Raw genomic sequence first — 15298 nt, forward strand, 5'->3', positions numbered from 1 at the left:
GTACGCACTACTCCATCCTTCCACCACCGACCATCGATCTGACCCCATATCCGCAGGTATCAAACCGGCAGTCTTTCCTGCCTGAACGTCAGGCCGTGAGGCCCAAATCGGCCAGCGTGTATGCCGACCGAAAGTCCAACCCGGCCGACCGAATCGCTGATCCGGCGCCCCGATCGACGATCACTGCTACTCCGATCACCTGAGCCCCGGCTTCCCGGAGCGCATCGACCGCAGTCATTACGCTACCGCCCGTAGTCGTCGTGTCCTCGACGGCGAGCACCCGACGGCCCGCCACGTCCGGTCCCTCAACGCGACGCTGAAGGCCGTGCGCCTTTTCGGACTTACGGACCACGAACGCGTCCAACTGGCGCCCCCGTGCCGCCGCGGCATGCATCATCGCCAGCGCGACAGGGTCAGCGCCGAGGGTCAGGCCGCCCACGGCATCGAAGTCCCAGTCATCGACGACATCGAGCATGACCTGTCCAACGAGCGGACCACCCGCATGATGCAACGTCAGTCGCCTGAGGTCCACATACCAGTCAGCTTCTTTGCCTGACGACAGCGTCACACGACCGCGCACGACGGCAAGATCATTGATGAGTTTTCGCAGCTCTTCGCGGTCGGCCATGGCTGCAAGCGTACGTCAGCCATTTCCACACGATGATGCGACCCGGCATGGGTCGTGCGTCACACCTGGGGGTCGTTACGGCCGATGCGCCCTCGGGTGTCCCGCGCTACCCGCTGGATGAGCGGGCGCGGCAGGTGTTTGAGCCCGAACGCGGCGAGCTTGTACTTCCATGTAGGAACGCTCACGTACTTGCCTTTGCGCAGGTCGGCCATGCCGTCCGCGACGACCGCGTCGGCGTCGAGCCACAACCAGTCCGGCGTACCGGACGTGTTGATGCCGGCCCGGTCGTGAAACTCCGTGCGCACGTATCCGGGGCACAGCGCCATCACCCGTACTCCGAACGGGCGAACCGACAATCCGACAGACTCGCTGAAGTTCGTCACCCACGCCTTCGAGGCCGGGTACGTCGAGCCCGGCATGCCCGCGCCGAAGCCCGCCACGGAGGACACGTTCACCACGGCCCCGGCGCGCCGTTCCACCATGCCCGGCAGTGCGGCGAGGGTCAGCGCCATGACGGCGTGCACGTTGAGCGCGAGCAACCGCTCCTCACCCTCCGTGGTGGAGCGCAGAAACGGCGTGTTCAGGCTCATCCCGGCGTTGTTGACAAGCAGGTCAATCTGCCCGGCCCGCAGCAGCTCCTGCACGCCCGCCCGGCCATCGTCAGTGACCAGGTCGGCGGTCACCGGCTTCACCGCCACGCCGTGCTCCCCGGCCAGCCGCTCGGCGGTCTCCGCCAGCCTCGCCTCGTCCCGGGCCACGATCGTCAGGTCGTACCCGGCCTTCGCGAGGTGGCGCGCGAAGGCGGCGCCGATGCCCGCGGTGGCGCCGGTGACGAGTGCGGTGCGGCTCTGCGACACGAAATCACCCCATGGGAGTACGTGGTTCCTGCGGCGGTTCAGGCCAACTGCCCGGCGGCGGCTGGTTCGGCGGCCCCCCGGCCGGCGGCTGGCCGAACGACGGCGGCTGGTTCGGTGGCGGGCCCTGGGGCCAGCCGCCCTCCGGAGACTGCCACGGCATGGGCGGCTTGCGGAAGTACCGGTTGGCGGCCGGCAGCGCGAGGAGCACCGCCACCGCGAGGTAGCCGAGAACTTGCAGGCAGCCCAGGCCGCCGTTGGTGGCCGCCAGCCAGCCGGGCACCGCGTCATGCAGCGCCCGGCCCATGACCTGGGCGGTCTCCTCGCTGACGTTCTCCACGCTGAGGGACAGGTCCTCCGTGCCGAACGTGCTGAACGTGAACAGCGATCCGCAACCGCCGCAGCAGACCGACACGGCGATGAGGACCCAGGTGCCGATGCGGGCGGCGTTGACGCCGCGCAACACGAACATGGCCAGGAGGCCGACGACGATCGCCAGCAGGATGTGCAGCACGCCGCTGAGCATCAGTCCGGCGCGCAGGCCGTCGGCGACATCGTTGACGGTGGCCATGGGCGCGCCGCCGCGTACGGCCCGGCGCTGGAAGTCGTCCGCGATCGAGTCCGCCCCGACCAGCGACGCGATGCCGTTGGTCAGCCCGAAGGCCGCGCCGACCAGCATGAGGATCGCCGCCAGGGTCACGGGGACGGGACGGCGGGCGGGCGCGGGCGGGGCACCCCACCCGTACTGGTCAGCCATTCGAGTGGTCCTTTCCGGACATTACTGCCTATCCGGAAGATACCCCTCTACCGCTGGCGCTGGGCGGAACCTGATCAGGCGGTCGGCGGAGCCGGCGGCTGGTTCGGGTCCGTGCCCGGGGTGCCGGGGGCGCCCGGCGTGCCCGGGTAGCCCGGCGTGCCCGGGGCCGGCGGCCAGTTGGTCGGCGGCAGCCACACCTCGGGCTCCTTGCGGAAGTACGGGTGGGCGGCCGGCAGCGCCAGCAGGATGACCACCGCGAGGCAGGCCAGGGTCAGCAGGATCGCCAGCGTCGTCGTGGCCGGCGTGTACCAGCTGGGCAGGCGGTCGTCGAGCAGCCGCTGCAGCTCGGCCGGGTCGGGCTGGCCCGGCGCCGGCTCGGCGCCGGACGTGAGGCTGTCGGTGAGGCTGCCCGAGGCGGCGCCGAGAATGCCGCCGCACCCGCAGCACAGCGCCACGAGCCCGGCGACCACCCAGGTGGTGATGCGGGCCGGCTGCTTGCCGCGGCCCACGAAGATCGCGAGCACCAGCATGACGATGGCGAAGACGATGTAGAGCGCGCCCGAGCCCCAGCTCGAGGCGGTGCCGATCGTGCCGCCCGCACTCTCCGCGCTCGTGCCGCGGTAGGCCTCCTCGTACACGTCCGACATCGTGCCGGCGTTGCTGATGGAGATGATGCCGAGCAGGAACAGGATGCCCGCGGCGGCGTAGAGCAGTCCCACCGCGGCGGTGACCACCGTGGGACGTGGCTTCGGCGACTGCACCGTGTTCGACATGTTGGTCCTCCCCTGCTCTCTGCCGGATCACCGTACCGTGCGGGGAAACCCGGTGCGACCCACGACCTCCGGGGTCGCACCGGGTGCGTCTCAGGTTGCGGTCACGGTCAACACGTCCGCTCCCGGCTCACGGTCCACGAACACCTTGTCGCCGTCGCGGATCTCCCCGGACAGCAGGGCCTTGGCGAGGCGATCGCCGATGGCCGTCTGGATGAGCCGGCGCAGCGGGCGCGCCCCGTAGATCGGGTCGTACCCGTGGCTGGCCAGCCACGACCGGGCCGACTCGCTGACCTCGAGGCCGAGCCGCCGACCGGCCAGCCGCTGGCGCAGCCCGGCCAGCTGGATATCCACGATGGAGGCGAGCTCGGCGGGCGACAGCGCGTGGAAGACCACGATGTCGTCGAGCCGGTTGAGGAACTCCGGCTTGAATGCCGACCGTACGGTCGCCATGACCGCGTCGCGGCGCTGCTCGTCGGACAGCGTCGGGTCGGCGATCGCGTGCGAGCCCAGGTTGGACGTGAGAATCAGGATCGCGTTACGGAAGTCCACCGTGCGGCCCTGGCCGTCCGTGAGGCGCCCGTCGTCGAGCACCTGCAGCAGCACGTCGAAGACCTCCGGGTGGGCCTTCTCGACCTCGTCGAGCAGCACCACCGAGTACGGCCTGCGCCGCACGGCCTCGGTCAGCTGGCCGCCCTCCTCGTAGCCGACGTAACCGGGCGGGGCGCCGACCAGCCGGGCGACGCTGTGCTTCTCGCCGTACTCGCTCATGTCGATGCGGACCATGGCGCGCTCGTCGTCGAAGAGGAACTCCGCGAGCGCCTTGGCCAGCTCGGTCTTGCCGACGCCGGTCGGGCCCAGGAAGAGGAACGAGCCCGTGGGCCGGTTGGGGTCGGCGATGCCGGCCCGCACGCGGCGCACCGCGTCGGACACGGCCGCGACGGCCTCCGGTTGGCCGACCACGCGCTCGCCGAGGGACTCCTCCATGCGCAGCAGCTTGGCGGTCTCGCCCTCCAGCAGGCGGCCGGCCGGGATGCCCGTCCAACTGGCCACGACCTCGGCCACGTCGTCCGGGCCGACCTCCTCCTTGAGCATGGCGCCCTCGCGGCCCTGCAGCACCGCGAGTTCCTGCTCGGCCGCGCCGAGCTGGCGCTCCAGCTCGGGAATCCGCCCGTAGCGCAGCTCGGAGGCCTTGCCGAGGTCGGCGTCGCGTTCGGCGCGCTCGGCCTCGCGGCGCAGCGACTCCAACTGCTCCTTGGCGGCGGAGATCTTGGCGATGTGCTCCTTCTCGGTGCGCCACCGGTCGCCGAGGGCGGCGAGCTGCTCGCGCCGGTCGGCCAGCTCCTTGCGCAGGGCGACGAGCCGGTCGGCGGAGGCCGGGTCGTGCTCCTTGGCGAGCGCCATCTCCTCGATCTCCAGGCGCTGCACGGCCCGCTCGATCTCGTCGACCTCGACGGGCCGCGAGTCGATCTCCATGCGCAGCCGGGAGGCAGCCTCGTCCACCAGGTCGATCGCCTTGTCGGGCAGGAACCGGTCCGAGATGTACCGGTCCGACAGCGTCGCCGCGGCGACCAGGGCGGCGTCGGTGATCCGCACGCCGTGGTGCACCTCGTAGCGCTCCTTCAGGCCGCGCAGGATGCCGATCGTGTCGGTCACCGTGGGCTCACCCACGAGTACGGGCTGGAAACGCCGCTCCAGCGCGGGGTCCTTCTCGATGTGCTCCCGGTATTCGTCCAGCGTGGTCGCGCCGACCATGCGCAGCTCGCCCCGGGCCAGCATCGGCTTGAGCATGTTGCCGGCGTCCATCGAGCCCTCGCCCTTGCCGGCGCCGACGACCGTGTGCAGCTCGTCGATGAACGTGACGATCTGCCCGTCGCTGCCCTGGATCTCCTCCAGGACGCTCTTGAGCCGCTCCTCGAACTGCCCGCGGTACTGCGCGCCGGCCACCATCGCGGCGAGATCGAGGCTGACCAGCCGCTTGCCGCGCAGCGACTCGGGCACGTCGCCGGCCACGATGCGCTGGGCGAGGCCCTCCACGATGGCGGTCTTGCCGACGCCGGGCTCGCCGATGAGGACGGGGTTGTTCTTCGTGCGCCGGGAGAGCACCTGCACGACGCGGCGGATCTCGGCGTCGCGGCCGATGACCGGGTCCATCTTGCCCTCGCGCGCGCGGGCCGTGAGGTCCACGCCGTACTTCTCGAGGGCCTTGTACGTCTGCTCGGGGTCGGCCGTGGTGATGCGCCGGTCACCCCCGCGCACGGTCGGGAACGCGGCCACGAGCGCCTTCTCGGTGGCCCCGGCGTCCGTGAGCAGCTTGGAGACGGCGCCGCCGACCTGGGCGAGGCCCGCGAGCAGATGCTCGGTCGAGACGTACTCGTCGCCGATGGAGCGGGCGATCTGCTCGGCGGCGTTGAGTGCGTTGACGAGCTCACGCGACAGGGAAGGTTCGGCCACGCTCGCGCCGCTGGCGCTGGGCAGGGCCTCCACCGCGCGTACGGCCGCGCGGCGGATGTCGGCGGGGTTGGCGCCGATCGCGCGCAGGAGCGCGGTCGACGTCGACCCGCCCGTGTCGAGCAGCGCCAGCAGCAGGTGCCACGGCTCGACCATGGCGTGCCCATGCTGCGCAGCGGTGCTCACGGCGGCGGTGATGACCTCGCGGCTTTTCGTGGTCAGTCGCTCGACGTTCATGTCTCCCTCAATGGGTTCGTTCGTGGACCAGAGTTGAGCGTACTAGGCTCAACTCTTTCGGGCCACCGCGGATTCCCTCGGATAATCCTGCCCGCCTACAGCTTTCCGGGGTGCGTGATTCACGCATACCCTCAATTCATGTCGGACGTCTCCCGGACCGCTCTCATCACCGGAGCCGGTCGCGGCATCGGCCGCGCCGTCGCCCTCCGACTCGCCGCCGCGGGACACCGCGTCGCCCTGACCGCGCGCAACCGCGACGAGCTCGACGAGACGGCGAAGCTCTGCGACGGCCCGGCCATCGTGGTGCCCGCCGACCTCACCGCGCAGGGCTCCGTCGACGACGTGTTCGCCATGGTGGAGGCCGAGTTCGGGCCGGTCGAGATCCTGGTCGCCAACGCGGGCGCGGGCAACTCCGCGCCGATCGCGCGCATCACCGACCTCGACTGGCAGCGCATGCTCGACCTGAACCTGACGGCGCCGTTTCGCTGCATCCGCCGCGCGGTGCCCACGATGGTCGACGCCGGGTACGGGCGCATCGTCGTCGTGGCCTCGGTCGCGTCCAAGCGCGGCGAGCCCTACATCGCGGCGTACACGGCGGCCAAGCACGGCGTGCTCGGCCTGGTGCGCTCCGCCGCCGCCGAGTTGGCCCGCACCGGCGTGACCGTCAACGCGGTCTGCCCCGCCTACGTGGACACGCCGATGACCACGGACACCATCACGATGATCGCCAATCGCACGGGCCGCAGCCCCGAGGAGGCCCGCCGGCTGCTCGCCGACAAGCAGCCGATCGGTCGGCTGATCACCTCGGAGGAGGTGGCCGACGCGGTCTGGTTCTGCGTGGCCAACCCGGGCGTCACCGGCCAGGGCATCAACGTGGACGGCGGCGCGATCCAGTCCTAGCTGCCGAGCTTGCGCGGGTTGCGCACCAGGCCGCCCTCGCACCAGTCGTGGTAGTTGAACAGGTCCGGCCGGGCGATCAGCATGCGGGTGTTGTAGGCCCACTGGCGGTTGAGGTCGTCGCCGCGCGCCTCCGCCTGCTCCACCAGCTTGCGCAGCCGGCGCTTCGGGTGCGCCCGGAAGTTCGTGCGCACCGTGTCGGCCGCGTAGATATGCAGGCAGTGCAGCGCGAAGCGACGCGCCGGGCAGCGCGGGTCGAGCGCCAGGTCGGCCAGCGTGCCGATGAGATGATCGCCCGCCACGAGCAGGTCCCAGTCCGCCGGCATCGACTGCAGGCTCACCGAGTCCGGCTGGTAGGCCCACGCGCGCAGCTCCGCGGCCGTCGGGTCGACCGGATTCGTGAAGCCGGTGAAGGCACTCTGTTGCACGGACACGAGGGGCTACTCCTGCCAGGGGCGTGGGGCAATTCCAACGTATCCGGCGCACCTGCTCAATGGGAAGCCCGTTCCCAGGACTTAGCCGCAATCGTGATCAGGTGTCCGCGCCCGGGCGGCGCGGCTTCCACACCACAAGGGCGGTCGGCGTCCGCCGCGCCGGTACGAGCTCGGCCCGGGGGTAGAGATAGCCGGACTGGGCGCGCGACAGCTCCTCGCGGGTGGCGGCCAGCGCTTCCTCCAGGGCCGCGACGCGCTCGCGCAGCTCCAGGTTCAGCTGCTCCAGCTCGATGATGCGGCGGATGCCCGCAAGACTGACGCCCTCCTCCTGGCTGAGCCGCTGGATCTCGCGGAGCAGCACCACGTCGCGCGCGCTGTAGCGGCGGCCGCCCCCGCTGGCCCGGCCCGGCTGAAGCAGGCCCAGCCGGTCGTACTGGCGCAGCGTCTGCGGGTGCATGCCGGCCATCCGGGCGGCGACCGAGATGATCAGGACTTTGGCGTCGTCTTCGGACTTCATGTGTCACCTCTCCCGTGTCCGGGGCGGAAGGCGAGGCGTTGCACGGCATCCTCGATGGCGCCGCGGGGGGCCTTGGGGCTGTACAGCGCGAAATCCTCCAGCGCCTTGCGGGCCTCGGGCGACAGCGCGCTCGGCACGGTCACCTCGATGGTCACCAGCAGGTCGCCGGCGCCGCCGTCGCGGTGCGGCACGCCGCGCCCGCGTACGCGCAGCACGCGTCCGGTCGGGGTGCCCGGGGGCACCCGCACGGTCACCGCGCCGTCCAGCGTCGGTACGCGCAGGTCGGCGCCCAGCACCGCCTCGGGGTAGGTCACCGGTACGGTCAGGGTCAGGTCGTCGCCGTGCCGGCCGAACAGCGTGTCCGGCCGCACCTTCACCAGCAGGTGCAGGTCGCCGGCGGGGCCGCCGCGCTCACCAGGCTCACCGCGGCCGGCCAACCGGATCTTCTGACCGTCGGCGACGCCCGGCGGGATGCGCACGTTGAGGGTGCGGGTCTTGGTGACCCCGCCCGTGCCGTGACACTCCGGGCACTTCTCGTCGACGACCGTACCGACGCCCTGACACTCCCGGCACGGCTCGGAGAAGCTGAACGAGCCCTGGTTGGACGTGATGAGGCCGACGCCGTCGCAGACGGGGCAGCGGCGCGGCTGGGTGCCCGGCTTGGCGCCGTTGCCGTGACAGGTGTCGCAGACACCCGGCGACCGTACGGTCACCGGCAGCGTGGCGCCGTGCACGGCGTCGCCGAAGTCGAGAACGACCTCCACCTCGACGTCCGCGCCCTTGGACGGGCCGCTGCGCCGGCCGGCCCGGGGGCCGCCGCCGAAGATGGTGCCGAACAGGTCCGTGAAGCCGGCACCGCCGAAGCGCCGGTCTCCCGCCGGCCCGCCGGGGGGCGGCGGACCAGCCTGGCCGCCGAACAGGTCGCTCAGGTCGAAGGTGCTGGCACCGCCCGTGTTCCCCGTGCCGCCCGAGCGGGCGCTGCGCCGGAACGCGCCCGCGCCGAACAGGGCGCGCATCTCGTCGTACTCGCGCCGCTTGCGGTCGTCGGACAGCACGTCGTACGCCTCGGAGACGGCCTTGAACCGCTCCTCGGCCTCCGGGTTGCCGGGGTTGTGGTCGGGGTGGTTCTCCCGCGCCAGCTTCCGGTACGCCTTCTTGATCTCATCAGCGGTGGCCGACTTGGACACGCCCAGGACCGCGTAGAAGTCCTTCTCCAACCAGTCCTTGGAACTCACGCCCCACCTCCTCCGCCGAACGTTGGCCCGTTAGGCGCGTCGGCGCACCGAGGTGCGCCGACGCGTGTGTCCCATCGTGGTGCCACCATCATCATTCAGGGTCGGCCACTGCCACCAGAGCGGGCCGCAGCAGTCGCTCGCCCAGGGTGTATCCGCGGCGCATGATGTCCACGCAGGTCGGCTCCGAGACCTCGGACGAGGTGCGGTGCGCGACCGCCTCGTGGCGCGTCGGGTCGAACGGGTCGCCCTTCTCGCCGAACGCGACGAGGCCGAACTTGCCGACAGCCGCCGAGAGCTGCTCGGCCATCGTCCCGAAGGGACCGACCAGGTCGCCGTGGTCGCGGGCGCGGTCCAGGTCGTCGAGGATCGGCAGCAGGGCGCTGAGCACCGAGCCGGTCGCCTGCTCCGTGACGAGCGCGCGGTCGCGCTCGACCCGGCGCCGGTAGTTGGCGTACTCCGCCGACACCCGCTGCAGGTCGCCGACCCGCTCCTCCAACTCGGAACGCAGGCTCTCCAGCTCGGCGGCGAACCCGGCGGGCACGGCCTCGGCCGGCTCCTTGGCCGGAGTCTCGTCCCCGGCAGCCTCGGCCTCCGCGTCCGTCTCCGCCGCCTCGGGCTCGCCGATCAGCAGCTCGCCGGTGACCGGCTCGACGTCCTCGTTGGCGGCCTGCGCCGGATCAGCCTTGTCGGCCTCCTCCGCCGCCGGCTTGCCCTTGCTGTGGTCGGGCACCGACGCCACGCCAACGGCCACCTCGGGGTCCTTGCTCCCCTTGTCCTGCTCATCCTGCGCGCTCATCGCACCTCCCACCCGGGCTCGACCAAACGGGTTGATCTTGCGTTTATCTTTGATCACGACCTTCTCTCCGGGTCGGTCCGGCCGTTGGGTCACGCCGGAACCTCCCGTCCGTTGTGGACGCGGCCGCCACGCGGTGCGTGGCGGCCGCCTCCCACGGCCGTACCTTGCGTCACTTCTTGTCGTCCTCGTCGACGACCTCCGCGTCGACGACATCGTCAGCGCCACCGGCCTGGCCGGCACCGCCCGGGGCACCGGGGCCGCCGGCGCCGGGGCCACCCGCCGCGTTCGGCGCGCTCTGCGCGTACAGCGCCGAGCCGGCCTGCTGCGCGACGGTCGCCAGGCGCTCGTGCGCCGTCTTGATCCGCTCGATGTCGCTGCCACCGAGCGCGCCGCGCAGGTCGGACAGCGCCTCGCTGACCTCGTCCCGCGAGGCCGACGGCAGCTTGTCGCCGCTCTCGGCGAGGAACTTCTCGGTCTGCCACTGCAGGGCCTCGGCCAGGTTGCGGGTCTCGGCCTCCTCCTTGCGGCGCTTGTCCTCGTCGGCGTGCTCCTGCGCGTCGCGCATCATCCGCTCGATGTCGTCCTTCGGCAGCGCCGAGCCGCCGGTGATCGTCATCGACTGCTCCTTGCCCGTGCCCAGGTCCTTGGCGGACACGTGCACGATGCCGTTGGCGTCGATGTCGAACGTGACCTCGATCTGCGGGACGCTGCGCGGCGCCGGCGCGATGCCGGTCAGCTCGAACGTGCCCAACTTCTTGTTGTACGCCGCGATCTCGCGCTCGCCCTGGAACACCTGGATCAGCACGGACGGCTGGTTGTCGTCGGCCGTCGTGAAGATCTCGGAGCGCTTCGTCGGGATGGTCGTATTGCGCTCGATGAGCTTGGTGAAGATGCCGCCCTTGGTCTCGATGCCCAGCGACAGCGGGGTCACGTCGAGCAGCAGGACGTCCTTGACCTCACCCTTGAGCACGCCGGCCTGCAGCCCGGCGCCGACCGCCACGACCTCGTCCGGGTTGACGCCCTTGTTGGGCTCCTTGCCGGTGAGCTGCTTGACCAGGTCGGAAACGGCCGGCATCCGGGTCGAGCCGCCGACCAGGATGACGTGGTCCACATCGGACACCCGCACGCCGGCGTCCTTGATCGCCTGCTCGAACGGGCCCTTGCAGCGGTCGAGCAGGTCCTGCGTCATCCGCTGGAACTCGGCACGCGTGAGCGTGACGTCGAGGTGCAGCGGGCCGGAGCCCTCGGGGCCGCCCGTGATGTAGGGCAGGTTGATGCTGGTGGTCGTCGCCGCGGAAAGCTCGATCTTGGCCTTCTCGGCCGCCTCGCGCAGTCGCTGCATGGCCATCTTGTCCTGGGCCAGGTCGATGCCGTGCTGGCCGCGGAACGTCTTCACCAGGTGGTCGATGATCCGCTGGTCCCAGTCGTCGCCGCCCAGGTGGTTGTCACCGCTGGTGGCCTTGACCTGGATGATGCCGTCGCCCAGGTCCAGCAGCGAGACGTCGAAGGTGCCGCCGCCCAGGTCGAAGACGAGGACGGTCTGGTCCTTGGTGCCCTTGTCCAGCCCGTACGCCAGCGCGGCGGCCGTGGGCTCGTTGACGATCCGCAGGACGTTGAAGCCCGCGATCTCGCCGGCCTCCTTGGTCGCCTGCCGCTGGGCGTCGTTGAAGTACGCCGGAACGGTGATCACGGCGTCGCTGATCGGCTCGCCCAGGTATGCCTCGGCGTCGCGCTTGAGCTTCATGAGTACGCGCGCGGAGATCTCCTGTGGCGTGTACTTCTTGCCGTCGATGTCGACGTTCCACAGCGAGCCCATCTCGCGCTTCACCGACCGGATCGTCCGGTCGGGGTTGGTGACGGCCTGACGCTTGGCGACCTCGCCGACGAGCACCTCGCCGTTCTTCGCGAACGCCACCAGCGACGGTGTGGTGCGGGAGCCCTCGGCGTTCGCGATGACGGTGGGCTCACCGCCCTCGAGCACGCTCACCACAGAGTTCGTCGTGCCCAGGTCGATCCCGACCGCACGTGCCATAACTGTCTTCCTCCGCATGTCCATGAGGTGATCCACTCTCAGGTTGAGCGAACCGCGCTCAATACTGCCATGACACGTCCCCGTGTCAAATCAGACTTGAGTCCACTGCACGCAACTTCTTCGAACCGACCAGTATTCCACCAGATCACGCGGCATGTGACCTACTCCACACCCCCCTCACATGGCCAAGGTGCGCACCTCGGCGGCCACGGATGCCCCGCGTAGCCGCCGAAGTACGCACCTTGCCGGGGAGCCGGCCGCGCCCTACCGCTTCGGGATGATCACCGCGCGCGCCTTGGGGGTGTCGCCGTCCTTGAAGCCCGCCACGCCGACCTGCATGCCGACCTTGAGGTCCGTGGGCTGGATCAGCCGCCGGTGCTGGAAGAAGTGGTACTTGTCGGCGAACGTCCACGTCAGCGTGTACCCATCGGCGGACCTGACAGTGAGCGTCGCGTCCGTGAGCGCCGTGATCTCGCCCCGCTGCGCCACGAGGGTTCTCGTGCCGTTGCGCGTCTGCACCGTCACCTCGCCGTGCAGAGCCTTCTTGCCGAACGCGTGGCGCAGCCGCATGATCAGTGCCCGCTCGCCGGCCCCGTTCCTGCGCCGGTCGCCCTTGTCGCCCTTCGTTTCCTGCGGCGACGCGGTCGCTCCGGGCGCCTCCAGGCTGGCCGCGTCCGGGGCGTTCGCGACGGCCGCGTTCACGACGTCGGCGTCCGCCTGGTCGAAGCCCAGCGCCAGCAGCGCCTGCGACTCGATCGACATCGGCGCGGCGGCGGTCGCCTCGACGGCGTCGACCGGATGCGCTCCGCCCCCAGGGGGCGCCCCGCCAGCGCCGCAGCCGGCCAGGCCCACGCCGAGCACGCCGAGGAGCACCGCCAAGCCCAAGGTCTTGTTCATCACGCGCCTTCCTTCCGGTTCCGCGTTGTCGTCGACGACTGTGCCGGCCGCCCGCATGGGGGCGGTGAAGCCTATGTACGAGGTTCGTAAGGCAACCGGACGACGAACCGGGCACCGCCCTCGGCCGCGTGGCCGACGGAGATCTGCCCGCCGAGGCGGTGCACGAGCCGGGCGGCCAGGGCCAGCCCCAACCCGCTGCCCACCTTGCGTACGCCCTGGTAGCGCTCGTGGAGCGCGCCGCGTTCGAAGGCCACGGCCAGGTCGTCGTCCGTGAGGCCCGGCCCGCCGTCGCGCACCTCGAGCACCACATGCGCCCGCCCGGCCCACGGCGCGACCGCCGCGCGCCCGCCGAGGATCGGCAACGGCACGGTCGGCTCATCCGAGCCCGAGCCCGAGCCCGAGCCCGAGTCCGAGCCCGAGCCCAGGCCGCAGGCCAGCACGATCGGCGCCCCGGGGGGCACGACGCGCAGCGCGTTCTCCAGCAGCCCGTCGACCACCTGCCGTACGCGCATGGCGTCCGTCGGCACCGGCGGCATCGACCCAGGCGACTCCACGCGCAGGAGCACCCCCGCGTCGGCGCACCGGGCGGCCCACGCCTCGGCCGCCCCGCCGACCAGGTCGGCGACGTCGACGGGGGCGACGCTGAGCGGGAAGTCGTCGGCCTCCAGCCGGGCGAGCGCGAGCAGGTCGGCCACGAGCCGGTCCAGCCGGGACGCCTCCGCGAGCATGGTCTCGCCCGTCCGCCGGGTGGCGTCCGGGTCGACCACGCCGTCGGCCAGCGCCTCCGCGTACCCCTTGAGGGTGGTGAGCGGGGTACGCAGCTCGTGAGAGATCGACATGAGGAAGGCCCGCTGCCGGCCCTCGCTGGTGGCCAGCGCGGCGGCGAGGTCGTTGAGCGCGTGCGCCAGGTCGGCGACCTCGTCGGGCGGCGTGACCGGCAGCCGTACGCCGCGGTCGCCGGCCGACAGCCGGCGCGCCGCCCCGGCGGCCCGGCGGATGGGGCGGGCGAGCAGCCGGGCCAGCAGCACGCCCGCGCCGAGCCCGGCGAGCAGGCCGGCGGCGAGCGCGATCCACAGCCGGGCGGCGATGGCCCGCACGCCCACCTCGGAAGCGGGGCGCAGCAGCACGATGCCGGTGCCGGCCGAGACCGCCCGCGCCTCGATGAGCACCGCCCGGCCGTTGTACCGGCCGTGGCCGCTGAACCCCTTGCCGGCGCGCAGCGCGTTGAGGACCTTCGGCGGTACCCCCGCCTGATCCGGGCTGCCGTCGATCACGACGATCGCGTCCAGGCCCTGGGCCCGCAGCGTGCGGGCGATCTTCTCGGCCCGCTGCCGCTCCCGGACGGCCGCCATGGCGGTGGCGCGCCCCTCGATGGCCTCGGCCGCCACCTGTGCCTTCTCCGCCAGCGCGGCGCGCGACTGCGACTCGGCGGCCCGCACGACGAGAGGCAACGCGACCAGGGCCGTGATCACCACCGACACGACGGCCACCGCGCAGGTGATCAGTGTCGCGAGCCCCGCGAACCGCCGGATCACGCCGTCACCCCAGCCCCGCTCACGCCGCGCCGTCGTCGGCCGTGTAACCCACTCCGCGTACCGTCCGGATCAGGTCCCGGGCCGCGTCGCCGAGCTTGCCGCGCACCTGCGCCACGTGCACGTCGACCGTGCGGGTCCCCGCGTGGGCCGCGTATCCCCACACGGAGGCGAGCAGCTCCTCGCGCGTGAAGACCCGCCCGGGTCGCCCCATGAGCCGCGCCAGCAGGTCGAACTCGGTCGAGGTCAGCGACACCGGGGAACCGGCGACGACGACCTTGCGGCGGGCCGGATCCACCACGACGGGGCCCAGGCGCAGCACGGACGAGGTGTCGACACCCCCGCGCCGCAGCACCGCCTTGACCCGGGCCACGAGTTCGCGCGGGCTGAACGGCTTGGTCACGTAGTCGTCCGCGCCCAGCTCCAACCCGACGATGCGGTCGACCTCGTCGTCGCGCGCCGTCAGGAAGATGATCGGCGTCCAGTCGCCGGCGTCGCGCAGCCGCCGGCACACCTCAGTGCCGTCGAGGCCCGGCAGCCCGATGTCGAGCACACAGGCGACCGGCCGCAGGCGGGGCGCGGCCGCGAGGCCTCCGGGCCCGTCGAGCTCGACGTGGACGCCGAAGCCCTCCCGGCTCAGGTACATGCGCACGAGGTCGGCGATGGGCCGCTCGTCCTCGACCACGAGGACGAGCCCTTTCTCGGTCACCGCACCATGATGCGGCGCCCCGGGCTCAGGGCGACACCGGCGAGGTAAGGATCAGGTACGGACCACTCTGGGCGTACCCCTTGGTGGGAAGAGCGAGCGGCGCAGAGCCGCATCCGCTGACGCGCGGAAGACCTTCTCCAGGGCCGCGTCGAACCGCCACAGCTGGCGGGGGTAGAGCGTGCGGATCCAGAACCGCTGCCGGCCGGTGGCGCAGGTCACGGCCACGTCGACGGAGGCGCCGGCCGGGTCGGCCCGCCAGGTGACGGCCTCCAGGTCCTCGATCCGGGAGCGCAGGTGCAGGCGCGGGCGTCGCCACAGCCGCGACTCGTAGGTCACCACGAGCTGGGTACGGGTGAGCACGAACAGGTGCGGCCCGGCCGCGGGCTTCTCAGGCCGTACGCACTGGGCGACCATGACCGCGGTGTCCGTGCCGGCCACGTGCCGGCGCAGCACCGGAAGGTTGCGGTCGACCACCTGGGTCGGCACGCCGGCCTGCGTGACCAGCGGGAGGAACGTACGGGAAAACTCATCTATCTCGGGCTCATCTTCCAT

General features: G+C 71.6%; 15 protein-coding genes. 1 reads left to right on the plus strand and 14 read right to left on the minus strand.

What is annotated here, in order from left to right:
- Positions 1-88: 88 nt before the first annotated feature.
- The 5 genes from pyrE to clpB form a co-directional block, all read right to left on the minus strand.
- Positions 89-628: an orotate phosphoribosyltransferase gene (pyrE, locus tag ABD191_RS09535; RefSeq protein ID WP_344079040.1), complete on the minus strand. Its 540-nt coding sequence runs from the start codon at positions 626-628 to the stop codon at positions 89-91.
- A gap of 59 nt (positions 629-687) precedes the next feature.
- Positions 688-1485 carry an SDR family NAD(P)-dependent oxidoreductase gene (locus tag ABD191_RS09540; protein ID WP_344079041.1) on the minus strand — a complete coding sequence of 266 codons (798 nt, stop codon included), beginning with the start codon at positions 1483-1485 and terminating at the stop codon, positions 688-690.
- 4 nt (positions 1486-1489) lie between these two features.
- Positions 1490-2239 (minus strand): hypothetical protein, encoded by a 750-nt coding sequence (locus ABD191_RS09545; protein ID WP_344079043.1) that lies wholly within the window; start codon positions 2237-2239, stop codon positions 1490-1492.
- A gap of 74 nt (positions 2240-2313) precedes the next feature.
- Positions 2314-3012, minus strand: coding sequence for a hypothetical protein (locus ABD191_RS09550; RefSeq protein ID WP_344079045.1), 699 nt, complete (start codon positions 3010-3012; stop codon positions 2314-2316).
- A 90-nt stretch (positions 3013-3102) separates the two neighbouring features.
- Entirely contained in the window at positions 3103-5697 is a 2595-nt protein-coding gene (gene clpB / locus ABD191_RS09555; RefSeq protein ID WP_344079047.1) for an ATP-dependent chaperone ClpB, read from the minus strand.
- Positions 5698-5835: 138 nt separating this feature from the next.
- Here clpB and ABD191_RS09560 point away from each other — a divergent pair, with 138 nt between their 5' ends.
- Complete coding sequence (locus ABD191_RS09560; protein ID WP_344079049.1) at positions 5836-6597, plus strand: SDR family NAD(P)-dependent oxidoreductase; 762 nt, start codon at positions 5836-5838, stop codon at positions 6595-6597.
- Here ABD191_RS09560 and ABD191_RS09565 read toward each other — a convergent pair.
- From ABD191_RS09565 to ABD191_RS09605, 9 genes are all read right to left on the minus strand, one after another.
- Complete coding sequence (locus tag ABD191_RS09565; RefSeq protein WP_344079050.1) at positions 6594-7028, minus strand: hypothetical protein; 435 nt, start codon at positions 7026-7028, stop codon at positions 6594-6596. The two genes, ABD191_RS09560 and ABD191_RS09565, sit on opposite strands and share 4 nt — an antisense overlap.
- A 97-nt stretch (positions 7029-7125) precedes the next feature.
- Entirely contained in the window at positions 7126-7545 is a 420-nt protein-coding gene (locus ABD191_RS09570) for a heat shock protein transcriptional repressor HspR (RefSeq protein ID WP_344079052.1), read from the minus strand.
- Positions 7542-8780, minus strand: a complete 1239-nt coding sequence (dnaJ, locus tag ABD191_RS09575) for a molecular chaperone DnaJ (protein ID WP_344079054.1) — start codon at positions 8778-8780, stop codon at positions 7542-7544. The genes ABD191_RS09570 and dnaJ overlap by 4 nt, the downstream gene beginning before the upstream one ends.
- A gap of 91 nt (positions 8781-8871) precedes the next feature.
- Positions 8872-9576, minus strand: a complete 705-nt coding sequence (grpE, locus tag ABD191_RS09580; protein WP_344079056.1) for a nucleotide exchange factor GrpE — start codon at positions 9574-9576, stop codon at positions 8872-8874.
- Positions 9577-9745: 169 nt separating this feature from the next.
- Positions 9746-11608, minus strand: a complete 1863-nt coding sequence (gene dnaK / locus ABD191_RS09585; RefSeq protein ID WP_344079058.1) for a molecular chaperone DnaK — start codon at positions 11606-11608, stop codon at positions 9746-9748.
- 264 nt (positions 11609-11872) lie between these two features.
- The gene (locus tag ABD191_RS09590; protein WP_344079060.1) at positions 11873-12505 is read right to left on the minus strand and encodes a hypothetical protein; all 633 of its coding nucleotides are present in this window, start codon (positions 12503-12505) and stop codon (positions 11873-11875) included.
- A 71-nt stretch (positions 12506-12576) separates the two neighbouring features.
- Complete coding sequence (locus ABD191_RS09595) at positions 12577-14040, minus strand: sensor histidine kinase (protein ID WP_344079062.1); 1464 nt, start codon at positions 14038-14040, stop codon at positions 12577-12579.
- Between the two features lie 19 nt (positions 14041-14059).
- Positions 14060-14746: a response regulator transcription factor gene (locus ABD191_RS09600; RefSeq protein WP_344079064.1), complete on the minus strand. Its 687-nt coding sequence runs from the start codon at positions 14744-14746 to the stop codon at positions 14060-14062.
- Positions 14747-14797: 51 nt separating this feature from the next.
- Complete coding sequence (locus ABD191_RS09605) at positions 14798-15298, minus strand: hypothetical protein (RefSeq protein ID WP_344079065.1); 501 nt, start codon at positions 15296-15298, stop codon at positions 14798-14800.

This window comes from Luedemannella helvata, from assembly GCF_039528415.1.
GTDB classification, from domain to species: Bacteria; Actinomycetota; Actinomycetes; order Mycobacteriales; family Micromonosporaceae; genus Luedemannella; species Luedemannella helvata.

Coding starts and splice junctions, on each gene's coding strand:
- ABD191_RS09605 (WP_344079065.1), bottom strand. CDS start 15,298: ATGGAAGATGAGCCCGAGATAGATGAGTTTTCCCGTACGTTCCTCCCG.
- ABD191_RS09550 (WP_344079045.1), bottom strand. CDS start 3,012: ATGTCGAACACGGTGCAGTCGCCGAAGCCACGTCCCACGGTGGTCACC.
- ABD191_RS09560 (WP_344079049.1), top strand. CDS start 5,836: ATGTCGGACGTCTCCCGGACCGCTCTCATCACCGGAGCCGGTCGCGGC.
- pyrE (WP_344079040.1), bottom strand. CDS start 628: ATGGCCGACCGCGAAGAGCTGCGAAAACTCATCAATGATCTTGCCGTC.
- ABD191_RS09570 (WP_344079052.1), bottom strand. CDS start 7,545: ATGAAGTCCGAAGACGACGCCAAAGTCCTGATCATCTCGGTCGCCGCC.
- dnaK (WP_344079058.1), bottom strand. CDS start 11,608: ATGGCACGTGCGGTCGGGATCGACCTGGGCACGACGAACTCTGTGGTG.
- ABD191_RS09590 (WP_344079060.1), bottom strand. CDS start 12,505: ATGAACAAGACCTTGGGCTTGGCGGTGCTCCTCGGCGTGCTCGGCGTG.
- grpE (WP_344079056.1), bottom strand. CDS start 9,576: ATGAGCGCGCAGGATGAGCAGGACAAGGGGAGCAAGGACCCCGAGGTG.
- clpB (WP_344079047.1), bottom strand. CDS start 5,697: ATGAACGTCGAGCGACTGACCACGAAAAGCCGCGAGGTCATCACCGCC.
- ABD191_RS09545 (WP_344079043.1), bottom strand. CDS start 2,239: ATGGCTGACCAGTACGGGTGGGGTGCCCCGCCCGCGCCCGCCCGCCGT.